The following is a 20,834-nucleotide window of genomic DNA, read 5'->3' on the forward strand; positions in this document are numbered from 1 at the left end:
TTGCGATCGCTTGCTGTTGGCGAGCGATCGAGTTAGGGGAGATGCATTGAAAGCGCTCCCTCTTTTGCTTGGTTGAGATTCTATTTCTCGTTACCGGGCTGTCGCCTAGTAACGAGAACGAACTATTCTAGAATTAGGTCTTCTCTAAGAGTCAGTCTCAGATCTTGTTCCGGTTCGACGACGATCAAATCGACTTTATTCATGCCGAAAAACATAGGGATGAGAGAAGCGAGAACGCCCGCACCCGCACCGATAACAATCTCTTCAGTAGCAATATCTTTATCCCCGGTAATAGCTGCGATCGCAGCGGCAGCAGCAGCACCGATCGCAGCGTTGGTGGCTAAAGTACCGACATCGGTTCCCTTTCTAACGGTTGCTTTTTCGGTGACAATGCCCGAAGTAGCTTCGATATCGTAGGTCGTTCCATCCGACAGGATTAATTCTTTGGCAACGAATCGGGTTCCGCCATCGGTAGGTCTTAGTTCACCTGCGATTTTAGACCCGGCGGGAATGGCAGTGGTTCCATCGGCAGCTTTGATATTTTTGGCAACTGTCAGGGTAGCGTCGAGCTTTTCATCAGATTTGAGGATGATTTTTTCTTGTTCGTAAGAAACAGGAATTTTAGTTCCCGCACGAACAACAGCGGCAGACTCGTCAATCGCATCGAAATCCCTAGCAACGATGTAAGGGGACTGGAGTGGAGAGGCTTTGCCTTCTCTGACTAACGCCTGATAAATAAAGGCGGCAACTTCAGCACGAGTGGCATTACGAGAAGGATTGAGTTGCGAGAGGGTTGGATAGTTAACCACTAGCCGTTCTTGGGTAGCCGCTGCGATGGGGGCAAGAGCAAAGTTAGAAATGCGATCGCGATCGCTATAGGTTTCTAGCAGCGTCGTAACGTTATCGTTGGCTCTGTAGTTTAATCCATTAGCGAGGGAAACGAGAACTTGCTCTCGCGGAATGTTACGATCGGGTTGAAAAACTCTACCCGGATAACCCGATAAAAATCCCATCCTATAAGAAGTGTTAATGGCTGAATTGGCCCAATAATTTGCAGGAACGTCCACAAAACTAGCTGCGCTGCGAACGTTAGATCTTTGGAAAGCTTTTGTCACCATAGCAGCAAATTGAGCGCGCGTTACCGGAGCGTCTGGTTGGAAAGTTCCATCGGGAAAACCTGCAATAATTTGTCGTTGCACTAATTCATCAATAAAATTCGTTGCCCAATAGTTTCTAGATACGTCAGAAAAGCGGTTATTTTGTGCTAAAGTAGGAACTTGAAAAGCAAAAGAAATAGTAGTTCCACTGGTGAGACTAAAGGTTAAAAATAGAGCGGTTGTAGCTTGTAAAGGATTACTTTTAGACATATTTTTATTGGCATTCGTTATCTATTTATAATTTAATTAATTGCCTTTATGGATGTCAGTCCCTAAGAAAATGGAAAGAAATTATTTGATTTTAATAGCAAAATTCTTCCAAAGAGAAAAAAATAGAATTAAGTGGAAATTTGTGGACTAAAAAATTTTTTGATGACTATCTGTTCTGGTTGACTGACAAATCTTTGACCCCTCATCCCTCACCCCCAACCCCTCTCCCTGAATTTGATTCAGATCTTGCACCATTCTCAACAATCGCCGGGGAATTAATTCCCCGTCTTATATACTAAGTCGATTAAAATCGACTCAAACACTTATGCAGTCGTCTAAAGATGACTGACGACTCTAAATGTGAGGCAACGATAGAACATCGGGGGGCTGACTATTGAGACTGATGCAAGATCTCAGCTTAAGCAACAGTAGAGTATTGCGACTTAACTAAAGCAGTTAAAAGTAATCATAGTTTTCCTCCTATTCGAGCAACCTAGCTATTTCAAGCTAGGTTTTTTAAAGAAAAATTATCTTTATGGTTGCTTGAGAAGAAATTCTGCTAATCCTAAATAGCGAATTCCTTGAGGAGTAATTTCAAAACGATAAGGTAATACTTTTACACCTTTATCAACCGCTTCTCGCAATAGTTTTCCATAAGTCGGATCGCAACGATCTCCAGGCGCAAAGACAGAACAATCGCTGCGATTAATAAAATACAACATAACAGGTTTAGCATCGGGCAGAAGCGCCATCAATTCCTGTAAATGTTTTTGTCCCCTGGTAGTAACCGTGTCGGGAAACAACGCCACATTATTTTGCGCTAGCGTAGTATTCTTTACTTCCATATAGATCGGCGATACAGACTCATCGTTTGTTAAAAGAAAATCCACGCGGCTTTTTTTATCTTTGCCATAGGGAACTTCCCAACGTATGTGCCTGTAGCGATCGCCTAATTCTGGAAAAAGTTGCTTTTCTAAGGCTAACCTAACAATACGATTGGGCAATCCCGTATTAATTCCTACCCAAGTCGGTTGAGTATCATTGACTAAAATTGTTTCCCAAGTATAGGCTAATTTTCGCTTGGGATTATTATTGAGAGAAACTTGCACGAGACTTCCCGGCGCACAAACCCCCGTCATTGGACCAGTGTTAGGACAGTGGGCAGTAATAATTTCTCCAGAAGTTAGTTCGATATCGGCGAAAAAGCGTTTGTAGCGTCTGAGTAAAATCCCAGAAATTAGAGGAGGATAGCAGTAAAGAAGGTCAGTTGTCATTGAGATTGGTTAGTAGTTAGTAGTTAGTAGTTAGTAGGGGCGGGTTTATCTAAAAACGCTGGAGATTTATCTACACTTATTGTCAAAAAAACGCCCCTACAGTTGTTATTCGTTTGTCCCCGTTCCCTATTTCCCCTTTCTGCCTTTTGCATAAAAGCCTTCTGCCTTCTAAGTTCCGACTTCCGACTTCCGATTTCCTCTTGTCTGGCGTCCTCCGTCCTTAAAAAGTTTCCCTCTTGCTGAATTAAGATACAATATGCGATGATGAATATTTGCGTGTAAATTGATAACATCATTAACGTTGCTAGATTTTGAATTATGGCAAGCAAGAAGGGTGTCCGTATAATTATTACTCTAGAATGTACCGAGTGTCGTAGTAATCCTAACAAGCGATCGCCCGGCGTTTCTCGCTATACGACCAGCAAAAATCGTCGCAATACAACCGCCAGACTAGAACTGAAAAAGTTTTGTCCCCACTGCAACAAGCACACCGTTCACAAAGAAATTAAATAGCTCTTTATCATAAATTAAGTAAAAAGTCAAGATAATTAGAGAGAAGACTATGACTTATTTTCGCAAGCGTCTTTCCCCCATCCCTCCCAGTCAACCCATCGACTACAAAGACATTGACCTACTGCGCAAGTTTATTACCGAACGCGGCAAAATCCTACCGCGCCGGATCACTGGTTTGACAGCCAAACAGCAACGGGATTTGACCACAGCGGTTAAGCGCGCTCGGATTCTAGCGTTAATACCCTTTATCAATAAAGAAGCCTAAACCGTTCAAAATGCAAAGTTCAAAATCAATAAATTTTGAACTCTAAACTGTAAACGTTGAACTAATTGTGACTAGCCCCTAGTCGCCAACATTTATAGCTAGACTAGATAACAGGGTAGTCAAACAAATGTTGACGCAAAAGCACAAAGCTGGTGGAAAAGGGAAAGCTGATTGAATTCAGACGACAAGGAGAACGCCGTCTCGCCGTTATAGACCGTCCAGAAGGTAAAAAAGATTGGATAGTTCTTGATGAAGGGGGAGTTGCTCATAAAATTCGCCCTCAACAGGTTGAATACGAAATTGATGGTGGCTCCTACAAGCCTTCTGACATTCCTAGCTTCATTCAACAGGTCAAACCCTACCTAGATCCTTCGAGTTTAGAAGTTGCTTGGGAACTTTTGGTAGAAGAGGGAAAGGCGGTTTCTCCTTCGGAAATGGCACAGCTACTATTTTCTGACCAAAGTCCGCTTTTGTGCTATGCTGCTCATTGCTTGCTATCGGAAGATAAAATCTATTTCAAGCGAAAAGGCGATCTCTACGAACCCCGTTCGGCAAGCCAAGTTGATGAAATTAAACACCAGATAGAAGTAGAGCAGCAGCGCCATCGAGAAAAAGAGGCATTTTTAGACCGCTTACAACAAGCATTAGCGGGAGAAAGAGTAGAATGGGCAGAAAGCGATCGCTCTCGTTTAGAAGCGGTTGAAAAATTCGTCTTACAGCCAGAGCAACCCGCACGTGCGGCTCAAGAAATTTTAAGTTGGGCAGGGCGATCGCAAACGCCAGAAGCGGCGTTTGAATTGTTGGTAGATCTAGGCTGGTGGAGTCCCCACGAAAACCTATTCCTCCGCCGTAGCGGATACCCTTTGCAGTTTCCTAAAAAGGTTCTTGAAGTGGCGCAAAGTTGCCTGACATCTCCTCCGCCCGATCCCGACGCCAATCGTTTGGATTTAACCCATCTAAAGGTTTATACCATTGACGATGAAAGTACTGAAGAAATTGATGATGGTTTGAGCGTCGAATTTCTCGAGCATGGAAAAGTGCGCCTATGGATTCACATTGCCGATCCCAGTCGGTTAGTTACCCCCGGAGGCGAACTCGATCTAGAAGCCAGACGACGCAGTACTAGCTTGTATTTGCCTACGGGAATGATTTCCATGTTTCCGCCCGCACTGGCGACCGATCCGATGAGTTTAGTGCAGGGAAAACTCTGTCCCGCTTTGAGTTTTGGCATAGTTTTAGACGAGACGGGGGCAGTAGAAGATTACAGCATTTACACTAGCTTGATTAAACCCACCTATCGCCTTACCTATGAAGATGTTGACGAGATGCTCGAACTCGGCATTCAAGCCGAACCGGAGATTGCTGCCTTAGCAACTTGGGCACAAAGGCGGCAACAGTGGCGGCGATCGCAAGGGTCGATCGATATTCAAATGCCCGAATCCGTCATCAAAGTCAAAGCTGACGACGAGATTGTCATCGAATTGCTTGAGGTTTCGCGTGCCCGCCAGCTAGTAGCCGAAATGATGATTTTGGCGGGAGAAGTAGCAGGACGGTACTGCCAGGAGCATAACTTACCCGTTCCTTTTCGAGGACAGCCCCAACCAGAATTGCCCCCAGAAGAAGAACTTTTACTCCTGCCTGCGGGGCCGGTGAGAGCCTGTGCCCTGCGTCGGTGCATGCCTCGCAGCGAGATCGGCATTACACCCATTCGTCATGCCAGTTTGGGTTTGGATACCTACACGCAAGTAACGTCGCCTATTCGTCGTTACACCGATTTGTTGGCTCATTTTCAACTGAAAGCCCATTTGCGCGGCGATAGTTTGCCTTTTTCTAGCGAACAGATGCAAGAGATTCTCTACAGCGTTACTTCCTCAGCGCAAGAGGCAACTGCTGTCGAAAGACAGACAAACCGCTATTGGGGCTTAGAATATTTGCGTCGCCATGCCGATTGCGTGTGGCAAGTATTGGTATTGCGGTGGCTGAGGGAAGAAGAAAACTTAGGCGTGATTTTGTTAGAGGAATTGGGATTAGAGTTACCCCATCGGTTCGAGCGCCCCGTTTCCCTAGGCGATCGCCTGAAAGTCCAAGTCTATCGCGCCGACCCCCATCGCGATGAGATTCGCTTTCGAGAAGCGATCGGTCAAGTTTCGTAATCCTGATTCTTGCTCTGGGCAGCGATTTGAATGACTTGTAAGAGGCGATCGCAATTGTGACGGTCAGCTGGAATCAAGCAGGGAAAAACAGATAGATTGCCGACTCGATTGGCCGCTTCAGTCGTTTGAGCGTCCAGAGTTATCAAAGGCAAGGTAGACAATTGCTCGCATTGACCGAGCGATCGCAAGTAATCTAGAGGATCTTCTGGAATCGTACCGTCGAGGACAACTGCATCGATTTTCCAAACGCAAGCCAGCATTTCTGCTTGCTCTAAATCGTCTGCTTCCAAAATGCGATGATTCGATTGCGATAACTGAGTAATTAGGGTTAGATCGATGAAAGAATTCACGCCCAAACTATAACTATCTCCCAAACTCGATGTTTGGAGTTGGGGATAGAGGCGCAAAATAGTCAGGCGTTTGGGTTTCGAGGCTGGCTGGTTTTCTGACTCGTTCAGAATTTCCCGTAAGGCTCCTAGCTCGACTGGCAAAGACAAAAAGCCATTGGCTCCATATTGTTGGCTCTTTGTTTGGTCAGATTGAGTCGCGGTTACGATGACGCGAATTTTCTTGGTTTGTTCGTTTGATTTGAGTAATGTCAAGACATCCCAACCGGACAGCAAAGGCAGTGAAGGATTCACGAAAATCGCATGGGGTTGTAACTGACGCGCTTTCTCTAGCGCTTCCGTTCCCGTGCGAGCGATCGCCACTCGATAACCCAATCCACTCAATTTCTCGGTCAAATCTTCGATTGCCTGCGGAATGGCTTCAACGACTAAAACCAAGGGATGGCGTTGCTGCCCTTCGGTTTCGCCGCCTTTCTCAAGCGCTGAATTCGGAGGAAGCAGGAGCGTAAATTGGCTGCCAACCCCGACTTTAGAAATAAACGAAATATCTCCGCCGTGTGCTCTTGCCAAACGCTGAGTTAAAAACAATCCCAACCCCGTGCCTTCAAACTGGCGCGTTAGGGGGCTTTCTAATTGTTGGAATTTTTGGAAAATCAAGTGCTGATGCTCTTCTGGAATCCCGATTCCCCTGTCCCAAACCGTAAAAGCAATCCAATTTTCCCAACGATTGACCTTCAAACCGATGGGTTTGCCTGCCGGAGTAAATTTAACCGCATTATCGAGCAAGTGAATTAAGATTTGGCGCAGTCTTAGTTCGTCAGCGATTATCGTCTCTAAACCCGGTTCGATCTCTAGGCTAAATGCGATCGGCTCTTCTGTTTTCCTTTTATATTGTTCTTCAATCGCTCCGTAGGCTTGTTCGCAGACGGTTTGAATCCGTACTGGTGCGAAGTTGAGTTGGAGCTGTCCCGTCTCCAAGCGAGTCAAATCCAGCAAATCGTTCACCAGATCCATCAGTTGACGACCGCTTTGGTAGATGAGCTGTGCGTAGCGGACTTGTCGTTGATTGAGTTCTCCTAATTTCTGCTCTTTCAGTAGGCTCGACAAACCCAAGACAGCCGTTAGAGGGGATTTGAGTTCGTGACTGATACAGGCTAAAAACTCGTCTTTGAGGCGATTTAATTGGACGAGATCGGCATTTTTAGCAGACAATTCTTTGCACAGTCGCTGATGTTCGGTTACCTCGGTTGCGATTACCAACCAGGTTTGCGAATGGAAAGAGATTGGGAAATTCTCTGCGCGATCGCTCTGTTGTAACTGGAGGGGAAATTTGACAAATTGCCAAGCGCGATCGCCGACGGTTTTGGGTTGCCTCAGGCGCGATGAAAATTTGGAGTTTTGCGATCGCGCGAAAGATGGAAGGGAATTAGCCGAATCTTCAACTCTCAGGAGTTCTGGCACAACTTCTAACAATTGGCGGCGGGAAAGTTGGGCGGCGAGATAGCGATCGTCATTGAGGCAATCGAGCGCCACATCGGGGGTTAGCTCGGCGATCGCCCCTCGCGAAAGAAGTGGCACTCCAGCGTCCGATACCTTCGTCGGCTCTAAACTTAGGGGACAAAAACTCCCTTCATCGATCGGAAAAAACTCGCCAATTTGCTCGCGCCAGTGCAAGTTTCGGTACAGAATCCGTCCGCCGGAAGCATACGCCATTATGGGTAAGGGTAGTTGTTCGATCGCTTGAAAGAAAACCTCTTCTAAAACGAATGGGGGTTGGCGAGCCGTTTTGTCTCGTTCCTCTGGGCTGTTGGCTAGCAAGGATTTTAGCAGAGCGCAGCTATCGAGCAATCCGACAAACTTTCCCTTCTCGTCTGTCAAAACATAAAGGGAATCGTCGAGGAGATTTTGCTGGCGCTCTTGCAGATGGGAAGGCAATTCATTTACCCGCATCCGAGCTGGTAAGATCGTTACTGGCTCCATGAGAGACTGAAGCTTGATACGAGCCAGCGAGGATTGCAGTTGCTTGAGCGAGGCGCGAGAACCTGAAGGCGCTGTCGATTCGATCCCCAAGTGCTTGAGGATATAGGAGAGCAAGCAACGACAGCGTATGGCTCCCAGGGGCAATCCTCTTCGGTTGACGATCGCCATTGTTTGGGCACGACAGTCGGAGTGAAACATTTTCAGCGCCGTCGCTAAATTGGTTGTTGGTTCGCCAACGGGAACGGGCTGAATGAAAGCGTCGAGAGTGAGAGAAAGACTAGACATGAAGGCTCTGCCCATTCGGGACTGGAAGTAATATGAAGGAGAAAGCCGCGATCGCTAGCGTCTGTTGCTTGAGGGGATCGCAATTTCTTTCGCAATAAAAGCCTAATTTTTGGTTTCCGCCTTTTTTCCTAATCCTTAACTTTTATTATGACGCGATCTAGAGCCAGAGCAAAAGATAATTTAAATACTTTTATATGCTTAACAATGACTTACAATTCCCAGGTGGAGCGATAGATGTTAATTTGTATGAAGGAGCTGCGAAAACTCTGCCGTTCCGAATCGATTGCCGATTGTTGACCCTCTCTGTATTTCTTGCGAGCGTCCATTGCCATCTCGACTCTCTATCTGTATTTTCGTTCCCGACGAGTTGCTCGCTCAGTCTTTGACTGACTTTTTGAGCGGCGATCGCTATACTCTCGATCGCATCGCTTCTGCTAGCGAGTTAATTAACTTCGTCGAAGCCAACAAGGAAAAAATTGATTGTCTTATTTTTCTCAATACTCCTTCTCTGCTTCCCGTTTTTAACCAACTCTACGAACGGGGAATGCTTTTGCCTGCCGTTTTGCTCGAACTAGAGGTATCTAAAGGCAGCCAATCTCAGCCTACCTTGCCCGTGCCAAAAATTCAAGCTAATTCTATCACAACAACCAATTCTCCGACTTATTTTTACCATAACGCTGAAGTGAGATTGACCGCAACAAAGCTCGAACAAATTTGTTCTGCCATCGAGCGAGCCGTCGCTCAATTTCTTAATCTAGGACCGAGTTGTTCGCTATCTGAAAAAACAGTAACTACAATTAAAAGTAGTAACGACAACGATCGGGAAAGTTTTCTCCTCCTGCAACAGCGTCGCTTGGCAGAAAAGCTCAAGGAGCGACTGGGATATCTGGGCGTGTACTATAAAAGGAATTCGCAGTATTTTTATCGAAATTTATCCCAAGAAGATAAAAAAGAGCTTCTGGAACAGTTAAGCTCTGAATATCGCGAAATCATTCTCAATTACTTCGAGCAAGATTCCGAAGTCAATTCAGCGATCGATCGCTTTGTCGATAGTGCTTTTTTTGCAGATATTTCTGCCTCTCAAATTTTAGAAATCCACATGGAGTTAATGGATGAATTTTCTCAACAACTCAAATTAGAAGGAAGAAGTGAAGAAATCTTACTGGATTATCGGCTGGTTTTAATTGACATTCTCGCTCATTTGGCTGAGATGTATCGGCGTTCGATCCCTAGAGAAGATATTCCTTTTGAGCTATTATATCGAATGGATTAAATCAGCGATTTTCTTCAATGGGTAAAAAAGATTAAAATTTCTATTATTGTCTAGTTCTTAAACCAAATATCTATTCCTTTATGAGTAATTTGAGAAAAACTTATGTTTTAAAACTCTACGTAGCTGGAAATACGCCTAACTCGGTTCGGGCACTAAAGACGCTCAAAAATATCCTCGAACAGGAATTTCAAGGAGTTTATGCCCTAAAAGTTATCGACGTACTGAAAAATCCTCAACTGGCAGAAGAAGATAAAATATTAGCTACCCCAACGCTAGCCAAAATTTTACCCCCTCCTGTTCGTAAAATTATTGGCGATCTTTCTGACCGAGAAAAAGTGTTAATCGGTTTAGATCTTCTTTATGAAGAAATTAGAGAGAGAGAAGAGAAAGATTTAGAAAAATAAACTAAAAGTTTGAGGGTTATGAGAGTGAGGGATGATAAATTTTTAAATAATATAAACTTTTAAATAGAAGTTTTATAAAAGGTAGACAAAGAGCAATTTTTTTATAAAAACGAGATGAATCAACCGACTCCAAACGGACAGCAAGCTTATGAATTAGCCCCAAAAGGAGTCCGAAAAATTCGGACAATGATCGAAGGATTTGATGAAATCAGTCATGGGGGTTTGCCAGTAGGGAGAACTACGCTAGTTAGCGGCACGTCAGGTACGGGAAAAACCTTACTTGCCGTTCAGTTTCTTTACCACGGAATTAAATATTTTGACTATCCGGGATTATTTGTTACCTTTGAAGAATCGCCCAATGATATTATTCAAAATGCCTATAGTTTTGGTTGGGACTTACAAAAATTAATTGATGAAGGTAAATTATTTATACTCGATGCTTCTCCCGATCCCGAAGGTCAAGAAGTCGTTGGAAACTTCGATCTTTCTGCCTTAATCGAACGCATTCAGTATGCCATTCGTAAATATAAAGCAAAACTGGTTTCGATTGACTCAATCACGGCTGTTTTTCAACAATACGATGCGGCACCCGTTGTTAGACGAGAAATTTTTCGTCTCGTCGCACGACTCAAACAACTTGAAGTAACGTCTATTATGACGACAGAACGGGTAGAAGAATATGGACCAATCGCTCGTTTTGGAGTCGAAGAATTCGTTTCTGATAATGTCGTTATCGTTCGCAATGTTTTGGAAGGAGAACGCCGCCGCCGAACCGTTGAAATTTTAAAACTGCGCGGTACGACTCATATGAAAGGAGAATATCCTTTTACGATTACTAATGATGGGATAAATATCTTTCCTTTGGGAGCAATGCGACTCACACAACGTTCTTCCAATGCGCGGATTTCTTCTGGTATTAAAACCCTGGACGAGATGTGTGGCGGGGGCTTTTTCAAAGATTCAATTATTTTGGCAACTGGCGCGACGGGAACTGGAAAAACTTTGCTAGTGAGCAAGTTTTTAGAAGAAGGATGTCGTCGAGGCGAACGAGCAATTTTATTTGCCTATGAAGAGTCGCGAGCGCAATTATCTCGTAATGCTTTTTCTTGGGGCATTGATTTTGAAGAAATGGAGCGCAAGGGATTATTAAAACTGCTTTGTACTTATCCCGAATCAGCAGGATTAGAAGACCACTTGCAGATTATTAAATCCGAGATTTCTGAATTCAAACCCTCTCGCATTGCGATTGACTCACTCTCGGCTTTAGCTAGAGGGGTAACTAACAATGCATTTCGACAGTTTGTGATAGGCGTGACAGGGTATGCCAAACAGGAAGAAATTACGGGTTTCTTTACGAATACAACCGATCAATTTATGGGAGCCCATTCGATTACCGAATCCCATATTTCTACAATTACAGATACTATTCTTATGCTGCAATATGTAGAAATTCGCGGTGAAATGTCTAGGGCAATTAACGTGTTTAAGATGCGCGGTTCTTGGCACGATAAAGGCATCCGCGAATATAGTATCAGTCAGGATGGACCGGAAATTAAAGATTCCTTCCGCAATTATGAAAGAATCATCAGCGGTTCGCCCACTCGCATTGCGGTTGATGAAAAGAGCGAACTCTCTCGAATCGTGCGAGGAGTTAAGGATATGTCAAAAGATGAAAGTTAAAGGCGATTGGCAACCTTTGTCAACCCCTAGAACTAAAGTTCTAGGCTCAAAGCTTAACTCTATTAAGATAGACTGAAGGTCTTATCGGGCCTTCTTTAGAAGACTTCGATCGCCGATCGCGTAAATTAAGAAAGCTAGATACGATCGAAATAGAAAAATCTTTTATTTTCCGGTTGAAGCCATGCGTGCAATGATTTTGGATGTGCCTGGTAAACCCTTACGTCTGGCAGATATCCCCATTCCTACTCCCAAACCCGAACAAGTTCTGCTGCGGGTTCGTGCCTGCGGAGTATGCCGGACTGACTTACACATCGTCGATGGAGAACTGACTCATCCCAAACTTCCCCTCGTCTTGGGTCATCAAATCGTCGGTATCGTTGAGAAAATTGGTGCGAAAGTGACAAAATTCAAACAGGGCGATCGCGTTGGCGTTCCTTGGCTTGGCTCTACCTGTAACCATTGCCGCTACTGTTTGTCGGGAAGGGAAAATTTGTGCGATCGCGCTCAATTTACAGGCTATCAACTCGATGGCGGTTATGCAGAATATACCGTCGCCGACGAGCATTTTTGTTTCCCCATTCCCGAAGGCTATCCCGATTTACAAGCGGCACCGCTTCTGTGTGCCGGACTGATCGGCTATCGTTCCTATCGCATGGCAGGAGATGCAGAACGGCTGGGATTCTATGGCTTTGGTGCGGCGGCGCACATTTTAATTCAAGTTGCTCGCCATCAGGGACGCGAAGTCTATGCCTTTACTCGTCCCGACGATCTCAAAGGACAACAGTTTGCCCTCGATTTAGGGGCAGTCTGGGCGGGAAGTTCCGATGAATTGCCGCCAAAAGAATTGGATGCGGCGATTATTTTTGCACCTGCGGGCAAGTTGGTTCCTGCTGCTTTGAGAGCGATTGCCAAAGGAGGCACGGTCGTCTGTGCGGGAATTCACATGAGCGATATTCCCTCTTTTCCCTACAGTATTCTCTGGGAAGAGAGAATGGTGCGATCGGTTGCCAATCTAACCCGCCTCGATGGAGAGGAATTTTTGACTTTAGCGCCTCAGATTCCCATCCACACGGAGGTTACGTCTTTTCCGCTATCGGCTGCCAATGAAGCCCTAGAAGCTTTACGAAGTGGCAAGATTAATGGTGCAGCTGTGTTAGCGATCGATGAGAATTAACCGATTTTATCTAAACTTAAACTGTAACGATCTCTAAACATTTGCTCAACCAATTGTTGCAATAGTTTGCATCAGTTTACCCAACGCTTGGGAATGTATCCATAATAGAGATGAGAAACTAGCTAGATCTCGACAGGCGATCGCCTTAACTAACTTAATAAAATTAAAAGTGGGTGAGGAGTGTCGATGCAAACGTAGCCCGCCTACGTGTTCCTTCTGGGCGATCGCAGGATTGGTTGGTTAGATAAGCGGAAAATAAGCTCCTGCGATCGCAATATCTGAAGTTTAACCCGTAGCGAAGGGAGGGTGAATATGAAAACACGTTACTTCGCTCTAGTTGCTGGTATTGTCTTCCTAGTAATCGGTCTACTAGGATTCGTCCCAAATCTACTGACGCTGCCAGCTAGCGCACCCGATCTTGCAGTTAAGACTGGATATGGCTACCTGTTTGGTTTGTTTTCAGTCAACGTGCTGCATAATATCGTGCGCCTAGTTGTAGGTATCCTAGGGATTGTCGCCTATCGAAAATTCGTCCATGCACGGTTGTTTGCCCGTAGCATGGCAATTTTTTACGGGATTGTGACAGTTTTGGGGTTGATTCCTGCCACTGCCACACTGTTTGGTTTAATCCCAATTTTCGGTCACAATATCTGGCTTCATGCTCTGGCAGCAGTCATTTCAGCTTACTTTGGCTATATGATTTGGGAAAGAGAGCTTCAGGCAGCCTAAATAAGGCTTCTATAGTTCTATAGACTATAGAGCGATCGCTAGATAATTGAAGTAGCGATCGCTTTTTCTTATCTGTTGTTCTACGAAACCCGCCAACTCTATCAGGCACAAAAAAGGCTTAATACCATTTTTCATTCATTAATGACACAGATAGTCGATTGCCCTCACCCCCAACCCCTCTCCCAAACTGGGAGAGGGGAAAAAGATGTCGATCGCGAAAACATGAGAATTGGTATAACGCTCACTGGGAATTTTGCAGAGGGAAAGATAAAATCGATTCAACTTATTCATAAACTTAGTCTTCTAAACCATAAAGCTTTATGACCCGATCTTTAGTTCCCGTAATTCTGGCTGGTGGCAAAGGAGAAAGGTTTTGGCCCCTCAGCCGCAAACATCGACCCAAGCAGTTTCTATCCCTCGACGGCAGTGACAGAAGTCTTTTACAAGCAACCGCCGATCGCCTCCTGTCCATAGCGGGGGGATGGGAAAACTTGTGGGTTATCACTTCTGCCCCAATTGCCGACGGCGTAAGAGAACAATTGCCTCATCTGCCAGAAGCTAACTTATTAGTCGAACCAGAAGGACGGGACACCGCCCCAGCCGTAGCTTGGGCAACGCTGGAAGTTTCTAAGCGTCATGGAAAAGAGGTAGTCATCGGCTTCTTCCCTGCCGATCACTGGATTGGCGATCGCGCGGCTTTTGAGAAAACGCTGGCAGCAGCCAGCCAGATCGCGATCGCAGAAGCTTCTATAGTTACTCTAGGCATTAGGCCAAATCAGCCTTCTACGGGTTATGGCTACATCGAACAGGGAGAATTCAAGGGAAGCTTTGAAGGATTGCCTGTCTATCTCGTCAGTCGCTTTACCGAGAAACCCGATCGCGATACGGCAGAGTCTTTTATTAGTACTGGTCGATTTAGTTGGAATAGCGGCATGTTTATCTTTCGGGCGGGAGTAGTTTTAGAAGAATTGCACGTCCATGCGCCGAATATTATCGAACCTTTATTGAAGCAAGGGAAAGAAGTTTATCCCCAACTGGAGAAAAAAAGCATTGACTATGCTTTGATGGAAAAGACCCAGTTAGCCTATGTTTTACCAGCGAATTTCGATTGGGACGATTTGGGCGACTGGAACGCGATCGAGAGATTGCTAAAAGGAGAGGGCAAAAATGTTGCCTTAGCAAAGCATGTCGAACTCGATACCAAAGGAGCAATTCTGTATGCCAGCGATAGCAACGAAGCAATTGTTACCATTGGGATAGAAGATGTGGTAATCGTGCGCGATGGCAACGTCACCCTCATCGTTGACAAAAACCGCACTCAGGAAATTAAACAAGTCCTGAAGTTACTGCAAGGCGATCCACATCTTGAGAAATTACTTTAATTAGTTAGCAGTTGCTGGTTATTAGTTAGTAGTGATTGTTAGACCAACAACTAACTAATAACAACTAACAATTAACAAGCAAAATCTGTGTTTTCCCTCACTCAAACCAGTTCCCGCCAGCGAGAAATTATCGAGATAGTCCTAAGTAATGGATGGGACTATATGAGAAGAGTTTTAACTGGCGGCAAACCCGACGAACCGCAAATTCCGCGTCCGGAGGTTTTGCGGAAAATCTTAGTAGAACTCGGACCTTTTTATGTCAAATTAGGGCAACTTTTAAGTACTCGCCCCGATTTACTATCGCCTGACTATATCAAAGCGTTAACTGCCCTTCAGGCTAACGTTCCCGCAGTTGATTGGGAGGAAATAGAACTTGTTATTAGACAACAACTGCAACAGCCAATAGAAAGTGTTTTTACAACAATTAATCCGACTCCTGTTGCTGCTGGTTCGATCGCCCAAATTCATCGAGGAACGCTGAGTAACGGTCATGAAGTCGCCATTAAAGTTCAGCGTCCCGGAATTGATAAAATCGTGGCTCAGGATACTACTTTAATTAAAGGAATTGCTGAATTAGTCGCTCTTACAGAATTCGGACAAACCTACGATATTGTCAAACTAGCAGAAGAGTTTACCCAAGCTGTCAAAGCCGAATTGAATTTTACTCTAGAAGCTTCCTACACCGACCAACTGAGGCGAAATTTATCGGAAAGTCGTTGGTTCGATCCGAAAGAGTTAGTGATTCCTCAAATTTATTGGGAGGTTACGACAGAAAAACTTTTAGTAATGGAGTGGTTAGAAGGAAAACCACTACTAGAAGCTGAGATTTATTCATCAGATGAGAAAAAATCGGTTAGCGATTGCAAAAAAGAAATTACGACTCTTCTTTTTCGTGCCTTTTTTCAACAAATATATTTAAACGGCTTTTTTCATGCCGATCCCCATCCCGGCAATATTTTTTATCTGCAAGACGGACGAATCGCTCTCATCGATTTTGGCATGATTGGGTGTTTGGATCCGCGAACGCAGCAAATCTTAACAGAAATGTTGTTGGCAATTGTCGATTTAGATGCAGGGGCTTGCACTCAGTTAACTTTAGAGTTATCTGAATCGGTTCAACCTACAAATTTAGTTCGCCTCAAAGTAGATTACGAGCGAATGCTGAGAAAATATTACAATCTAAATCTCGCTCAATTTAATTTTAGCGAAGTGGTTTATCAACTTCTACAAATCGCTCGAAATAATAAGATAAAAGTTCCAGGAAATCTAGGTTTATATGCAAAATGTTTGGCGAATTTAGAAGGAGTTGCTCGTCAATTTAATCCAGAAGTTAATGTCCTCGATGAAGTCAAGCCTTTGATGACCGATCTCTTTCGTCGTCAATTAATTGGCGACACTCCCTTACAAACAAGCCTAAGAACAATTCTCGATCTAAAATCAATTTATCTCAAATCTCCACGACAAATAGAAGTTTTATTAGACCGTCTCAGTTCGGAAACCCTACAATGGAATTTGAGGCTGAGCGAATTAGAACCTTTGCGACGCAGTTTGGATTCTTCTGCCAATCGACTTTCGTTTAGTGTCGTTGTCGGGTCATTAATTATAGGCGCAGCGATTATTTCGACAGGCGCACAAACGCCACAGCTATCTTTAATTAGTAATATTCTTTTTGCGGCTGCTAGCTTACTGGGATTGTGGTTGATTGTTAGTATTTTACGTTCTCGTCGTTTGAAGTAACGATACACGAACATGCCCCGACCGACAATCACCATCGATACCCCATAATTTTCTTCTAATGTCTGAAAGACTCTGTATTCTAAAAAATAGAAGAGGTAATGTTTTTGAACAGACTAAGCAGATCTCGTGCAAGAAGACTTTAGACTGATTATCGATCTAGTATCAGTTTTGACAGCAGCCGCCGTCGGAGGCTTATTGGCGGCTCTACTACGGCAGCCTATTCTCTTAGGGTACTTGCTGGCAGGCATAATTATCGGTCCTGCCGGACTGGGATTAATTAAAGAACTGGTTCAGGTAGAGACACTGGCGCAATTGGGAGTCGCTTTCTTACTGTTTTCGCTGGGAGTTGAGTTTTCCTTTTCCGAACTCCAAAAAGTCAAGGGCATTAGCTTGGGAGGCGGCGGACTGCAAATCATTCTCACGATTGGCATGACGGCTTTGGTGTCTCTGCTAATGGGATGGGTGACTTCCCCGGCGCAGGGCATCTTTTTGGGGGCAATTCTCTCCCTCTCTTCAACAGCAGTTGTCCTCAAGGGGTTGATGGAACGCAACGAAACGGCAACCCTCCACGGACAAATCATGCTGGGAATCCTAGTCGTGCAAGACCTAGCATTAGGGCTGATGCTGGCGGTGTTGCCCGCGCTGGACAAACCGCCTGGAGAAATTGGTTTAGCAGTGGGTTGGGCGCTGCTGCAAATTGGGTTATTCGCTTTGGGGGCTGTGTTGGTCGGGATTTGGGGAATTCCTCCCCTACTGCGATTGCTGGCGCGGACAGAGAGTCGCGAACTCTTTCTCTTGGGCGTAGTTGCCCTATGTTTGGGGATTGCTCTGCTAACCGGACAGTTGGGTCTGTCTATCGAAATGGGAGCCTTTGTAGCAGGGCTAACGATCTCTGAGGTGGAATATGCAGACCAAACGCTGACCTATGTAGAACCCCTGCGGGACATTTGTGCTGCCTTGTTTTTTGCCGCCATTGGCATGTTAATCGACCCGATTTTCTTATGGGATAACCTGCCTTCGATCTTAGGGTTGGTGGCATTGGTATTGCTAGGAAAGTTTCTCATTATCGCACCGTTGGTCAAGGTATTCCGCTATCCTCTAAAAACTTCGCTGATTGCGGGATTGGGGCTGGCACAGATTGGTGAGTTTTCCTTCGTGCTCGCCAGTGAAGGGCAACGGTTGGGGTTGGTTTCTCAAAAGGTTTACTCGCTGATTTTGGGCACCACGGCAGTGACGCTGCTACTCACGCCGTTCGTGCTGCGATCGCTCCCGCAAATGTTCGTTTGGGCAGAATCCTTACCCTGGCTCAAGCACTGGCTCGATAAAGCTGACGTGCCGCTAGAAGTATCGAAGGATTCACCCGTTGGGGAGCATGTCGTAGTTTGCGGCTACGGACGGGTTGGTCGCAATATCGTGCAACTATTGCGCGATCGCGGCTATCCAGTATTAGTCATCGACCAGTCGGAGCATCGGATTCAACAGCTACGGGAAACAGAAATCCCTTACATTTACGGCAATGCCGTCAGCTTGCACGTTCTAAAAAAGGCAGGAGTTGGTAAAGCACGCGGAATGGCAATCGCCCTACCCGATCCCATGAGTACCCGTCTGTGCCTGAAGCGAGCTTTAGAACTGAGTCCCGAACTCGATGTCGTCGTGCGGGCAAACCAGGATAAGGACATCGAACTCCTCTACCAACTCGGAGCTAGGGAAGTAGTACAGCCAGAATTTGAAGCCAGCTTGGAACTTTCTGCCCATCTTCTCACCAAACTGGGGCTATCCTTGCCTGCCCTTCAACGGGAAATTCAAAAAATTCGCTATTCTCACTATCTAACGCTGCGTCCCCAACGTCGTCCCGACCAAGTGTCGCGGGAGCTACAGGAAGCGACTCAGGAAATGAACGGAAAGTGGTATCCATTGCCAGCTAATTCGCCTCTGGTGGGTATGACGCTCGAAGAGACCGATCTCCGCCGCCTGACTGGCGTTAGCCTGATGGCAATCCGCCGTTCTGGTGGAGACGAAATGGATTATCCCGATCGCAAAACCGTGCTACAAGAAGGCGACGATCTCCTGATTGTGGGAGAACCCGATGAATTGGCAGGATTCAAGGATCTGGCTAAAGGAGAAGTCGCGATTCCCAATGAAAATGCATCCTGTCAGTGGCTTTTAGTGCCAGAAGATAGTCCCGTCGTTGGCAAGACGCTCGCAGAACTCAATTTCAAGCAACAGTTTGGCGTATTAATACAGGCGATTCGACGAGAAGGAAAGTATATTCGCTTTCCCGATGGCAGTAGCGATATACAAGCAGGCGATCGCCTTCTGTTATGCGGTAACTTCTATTCGCTCGATCGCGTCAGTCAATCGATCGCACCAAAGCAAAAGCCAGCTACTAATGCGACATCTCAAAGCAACGGTCATGCTGGGTAGTAGGGATGGGTTTAATTGCCTTGTGCGATCGCATAAGTATTAGCCCACTACTCAGCACTAAGTTTGTAGCTTTCTTGTAGACTATTACACAACCCACTTATGAGCCACGAGCCTTGAAAACGCGATCGAACTACTGGCAATTGCTTCCCTATCTCCATCCTCAAATGCAAACCATCGCTCAAGCTGCCGCTTGTACGATGGTTTTTACGATTTTCTGGCCGATTTTGGCGCGATTAACCGGACAAATCGCGGAATATGTCGGACAGGGAAATGTTGGCAAAATCGCTCAAATGGGAGGAATTATTGCGATCGCGTTTTTAGTCCGAGGTGCGGCACAATACGGACAAGATTCTCTGATGGCAAAAGCTGCCTTAAAAATTGCCCTCGACATCCGCGTCAAAGTTTATAGCCATCTACAAAAACTGAGTCTCAATTACTTTGAAGTCACCAAAACAGGCGATCTTTCCTATCGACTGACAGAAGATATCGATCGCATCGGAGAAGTTATCTACAAGTTTTTCCATGCCTTTATTCCTTGCGTATTGCAACTCATTGTGGTGATAGGCTACATGTTCTATCTCAACTGGCAATTAACGCTAGGAGCTTTGATTATTACACCTTTAATGACATTTTTAGTTGGTGCGTTTGGAGAACAGTTAGTCAAGTTTTCTCGCCGCAGTCAAGAACGTACATCTAATTTGGCTTCTTTGCTTACCGAGGTATTTAGCGGCATTCGATTAATACAAGCTTTTGCAGCGGAAAATTATGAAATTCAACGTTTTGCGCAAGAAGCAGAACACAATCGACAGGCAAAATATCATACAGAAAGCCTCAAGGCATTTCAATATGTCGTGGTTGGCTTTCTGCAAGCGATGAGTATCGTGTTTCTCTTTTTCCTAGCAGGTTGGCAAATTTCTCAGAAAAACTTAACAGGCAGCGAATTTGTTAGTTACCTGGTGGCTGTAGTGATGTTGTTCGATCCCATCGCCATTATCACCAGCAATTACAATGAATTCAAACAGGGACAAGCTTCTGTAGACCGGATTTTTGAACTTTTAGAGATTCAACCCACCGTCGTCGAGAAAAAAGATGCGATCGCACTTCCTCCCGTTACAGGTAAAGTAGAATATCGCCACGTCAATTTTTCCTATTGCCCAGAAAAACCCGTTCTCAAAAATCTCAGTTTGATTGCCTATCCCGGAGAAACGATCGCTTTAGTGGGTGCGTCTGGTGCGGGAAAAACCACGCTAGTCAATCTCCTACCGCGTTTTTACAATGCCCAAGCGGGAGATATTCTCATCGATGGAGTTAATATTCAAGATGTCACGCTCAAGAGTCTGCGACGGCAAATCGGGATCGTTCCCCAGGATACCATGCTTTTTTCGGGCACGATCGCCGAAAATATCGCTTTCGGTCAAACCGAATACGACCTCGAAGCGATCGAATCGGCGGCCAAAATTGCCAACGCGCACCAGTTCGTGACTCAGCTATCGCAAGGATATTACACCTATGTCGGAGAACGAGGAGTCAATTTATCGGGGGGACAGCGACAGAGAATTGCGATCGCGCGGGCAATTCTCCTCAATCCAAGAATTTTAATTCTCGATGAAGCGACTTCGGCACTCGATTCGGAGTCAGAAGCTTTGATACAAGAAGCCCTAGATCGCATCATGAAAGAACGCACCGTTTTTGTTATTGCCCATCGACTCGCGACGGTACGCCGCGCCGATCGCATTCTCGTTCTAGAAAAAGGACAAATTATTGAATCTGGAACTCACGAAGAATTGTTAGCCCAAAATGGGCGTTACGCTCGCTTTCACACCCAACAGTTCAGCCAATAAACCATT

At 45.3% G+C, this 20,834-nt stretch carries 16 protein-coding genes; 13 read left to right on the plus strand and 3 right to left on the minus strand.

What is annotated here, in order from left to right; all coding sequences use genetic code 11:
• Positions 1-122: 122 nt before the first annotated feature.
• Both NIES593_RS08880 and sfsA read right to left on the minus strand, forming a co-directional pair.
• On the minus strand, positions 123-1,367 hold the full coding sequence (locus NIES593_RS08880; protein ID WP_073599236.1) for an S-layer homology domain-containing protein: 1,245 nt from the start codon (positions 1,365-1,367) through the stop codon (positions 123-125).
• A 533-nt stretch (positions 1,368-1,900) separates the two neighbouring features.
• On the minus strand, positions 1,901-2,641 hold the full coding sequence (gene sfsA, locus NIES593_RS08885) for a DNA/RNA nuclease SfsA (RefSeq protein ID WP_073599237.1): 741 nt from the start codon (positions 2,639-2,641) through the stop codon (positions 1,901-1,903).
• 318 nt (positions 2,642-2,959) lie between these two features.
• On the opposite strand from sfsA, the gene rpmG reads away from it, so the two are divergent.
• The 3 genes from rpmG to NIES593_RS08905 all read left to right on the plus strand — a co-directional run bounded on the left by rpmG (position 2,960) and on the right by NIES593_RS08905 (position 5,572).
• Positions 2,960-3,154: a 50S ribosomal protein L33 gene (gene rpmG / locus NIES593_RS08895; protein WP_073599239.1), complete on the plus strand. Its 195-nt coding sequence runs from the start codon at positions 2,960-2,962 to the stop codon at positions 3,152-3,154.
• 49 nt (positions 3,155-3,203) lie between these two features.
• Positions 3,204-3,419: a 30S ribosomal protein S18 gene (gene rpsR / locus NIES593_RS08900; protein ID WP_015145812.1), complete on the plus strand. Its 216-nt coding sequence runs from the start codon at positions 3,204-3,206 to the stop codon at positions 3,417-3,419.
• 152 nt (positions 3,420-3,571) lie between these two features.
• Positions 3,572-5,572 (plus strand): ribonuclease catalytic domain-containing protein, encoded by a 2,001-nt coding sequence (locus NIES593_RS08905; protein WP_073599240.1) that lies wholly within the window; start codon positions 3,572-3,574, stop codon positions 5,570-5,572.
• Here the strand turns inward: NIES593_RS08905 and NIES593_RS08910 are convergent.
• Positions 5,560-8,184, minus strand: coding sequence for an ATP-binding response regulator (locus NIES593_RS08910; RefSeq protein WP_073599334.1), 2,625 nt, complete (start codon positions 8,182-8,184; stop codon positions 5,560-5,562). The two genes, NIES593_RS08905 and NIES593_RS08910, sit on opposite strands and share 13 nt — an antisense overlap.
• Before the next feature lie 325 nt (positions 8,185-8,509).
• On the opposite strand from NIES593_RS08910, the gene NIES593_RS08915 reads away from it, so the two are divergent.
• The 10 genes from NIES593_RS08915 (at position 8,510) to NIES593_RS08960 (ending at position 20,828) form a co-directional block, all read left to right on the plus strand.
• Positions 8,510-9,457, plus strand: a complete 948-nt coding sequence (locus NIES593_RS08915; RefSeq protein ID WP_073599241.1) for a circadian clock protein KaiA — start codon at positions 8,510-8,512, stop codon at positions 9,455-9,457.
• A gap of 80 nt (positions 9,458-9,537) precedes the next feature.
• Complete coding sequence (kaiB, locus tag NIES593_RS08920) at positions 9,538-9,861, plus strand: circadian clock protein KaiB (protein WP_015145808.1); 324 nt, start codon at positions 9,538-9,540, stop codon at positions 9,859-9,861.
• A 114-nt stretch (positions 9,862-9,975) separates the two neighbouring features.
• Entirely contained in the window at positions 9,976-11,541 is a 1,566-nt protein-coding gene (kaiC, locus tag NIES593_RS08925) for a circadian clock protein KaiC (protein WP_073599242.1), read from the plus strand.
• Positions 11,542-11,722: 181 nt separating this feature from the next.
• Entirely contained in the window at positions 11,723-12,715 is a 993-nt protein-coding gene (locus NIES593_RS08930; RefSeq protein ID WP_073599243.1) for a zinc-dependent alcohol dehydrogenase family protein, read from the plus strand.
• Between the two features lie 312 nt (positions 12,716-13,027).
• Positions 13,028-13,444, plus strand: a complete 417-nt coding sequence (locus NIES593_RS08935; protein ID WP_073599244.1) for a DUF4383 domain-containing protein — start codon at positions 13,028-13,030, stop codon at positions 13,442-13,444.
• 141 nt (positions 13,445-13,585) lie between these two features.
• Positions 13,586-13,768 carry a hypothetical protein gene (locus NIES593_RS08940; protein WP_073599245.1) on the plus strand — a complete coding sequence of 61 codons (183 nt, stop codon included), beginning with the start codon at positions 13,586-13,588 and terminating at the stop codon, positions 13,766-13,768.
• Entirely contained in the window at positions 13,765-14,826 is a 1,062-nt protein-coding gene (locus tag NIES593_RS08945; protein WP_073599246.1) for a mannose-1-phosphate guanylyltransferase, read from the plus strand. The genes NIES593_RS08940 and NIES593_RS08945 overlap by 4 nt, the downstream gene beginning before the upstream one ends.
• A gap of 87 nt (positions 14,827-14,913) precedes the next feature.
• Positions 14,914-16,563 carry an ABC1 kinase family protein gene (locus tag NIES593_RS08950; RefSeq protein WP_073599247.1) on the plus strand — a complete coding sequence of 550 codons (1,650 nt, stop codon included), beginning with the start codon at positions 14,914-14,916 and terminating at the stop codon, positions 16,561-16,563.
• A 126-nt stretch (positions 16,564-16,689) separates the two neighbouring features.
• The gene (locus tag NIES593_RS08955) at positions 16,690-18,987 is read left to right on the plus strand and encodes a monovalent cation:proton antiporter family protein (RefSeq protein ID WP_073599248.1); all 2,298 of its coding nucleotides are present in this window, start codon (positions 16,690-16,692) and stop codon (positions 18,985-18,987) included.
• A 113-nt stretch (positions 18,988-19,100) separates the two neighbouring features.
• Complete coding sequence (locus NIES593_RS08960; protein WP_073599249.1) at positions 19,101-20,828, plus strand: ABC transporter ATP-binding protein; 1,728 nt, start codon at positions 19,101-19,103, stop codon at positions 20,826-20,828.
• Positions 20,829-20,834: the final 6 nt, after the last annotated feature.

It is taken from the genome of Hydrococcus rivularis NIES-593, from assembly GCF_001904635.1.
GTDB classification, from domain to species: domain Bacteria; phylum Cyanobacteriota; class Cyanobacteriia; order Cyanobacteriales; family Microcystaceae; genus Hydrococcus; species Hydrococcus rivularis.

What these genes read in the sequence shown, in the direction of transcription:
- NIES593_RS08880 (WP_073599236.1), bottom strand. Translation starts at nt 1,367, where the DNA reads ATGTCTAAAAGTAATCCTTTACAAGCTACAACCGCTCTATTTTTAACC.
- sfsA (WP_073599237.1), bottom strand. Translation starts at nt 2,641, where the DNA reads ATGACAACTGACCTTCTTTACTGCTATCCTCCTCTAATTTCTGGGATT.
- rpmG (WP_073599239.1), top strand. Translation starts at nt 2,960, where the DNA reads ATGGCAAGCAAGAAGGGTGTCCGTATAATTATTACTCTAGAATGTACC.
- rpsR (WP_015145812.1), top strand. Translation starts at nt 3,204, where the DNA reads ATGACTTATTTTCGCAAGCGTCTTTCCCCCATCCCTCCCAGTCAACCC.
- NIES593_RS08910 (WP_073599334.1), bottom strand. Translation starts at nt 8,184, where the DNA reads ATGTCTAGTCTTTCTCTCACTCTCGACGCTTTCATTCAGCCCGTTCCC.
- kaiB (WP_015145808.1), top strand. Translation starts at nt 9,538, where the DNA reads ATGAGTAATTTGAGAAAAACTTATGTTTTAAAACTCTACGTAGCTGGA.
- kaiC (WP_073599242.1), top strand. Translation starts at nt 9,976, where the DNA reads ATGAATCAACCGACTCCAAACGGACAGCAAGCTTATGAATTAGCCCCA.
- NIES593_RS08930 (WP_073599243.1), top strand. Translation starts at nt 11,723, where the DNA reads ATGCGTGCAATGATTTTGGATGTGCCTGGTAAACCCTTACGTCTGGCA.
- NIES593_RS08935 (WP_073599244.1), top strand. Translation starts at nt 13,028, where the DNA reads ATGAAAACACGTTACTTCGCTCTAGTTGCTGGTATTGTCTTCCTAGTA.
- NIES593_RS08940 (WP_073599245.1), top strand. Translation starts at nt 13,586, where the DNA reads ATGACACAGATAGTCGATTGCCCTCACCCCCAACCCCTCTCCCAAACT.
- NIES593_RS08945 (WP_073599246.1), top strand. Translation starts at nt 13,765, where the DNA reads ATGACCCGATCTTTAGTTCCCGTAATTCTGGCTGGTGGCAAAGGAGAA.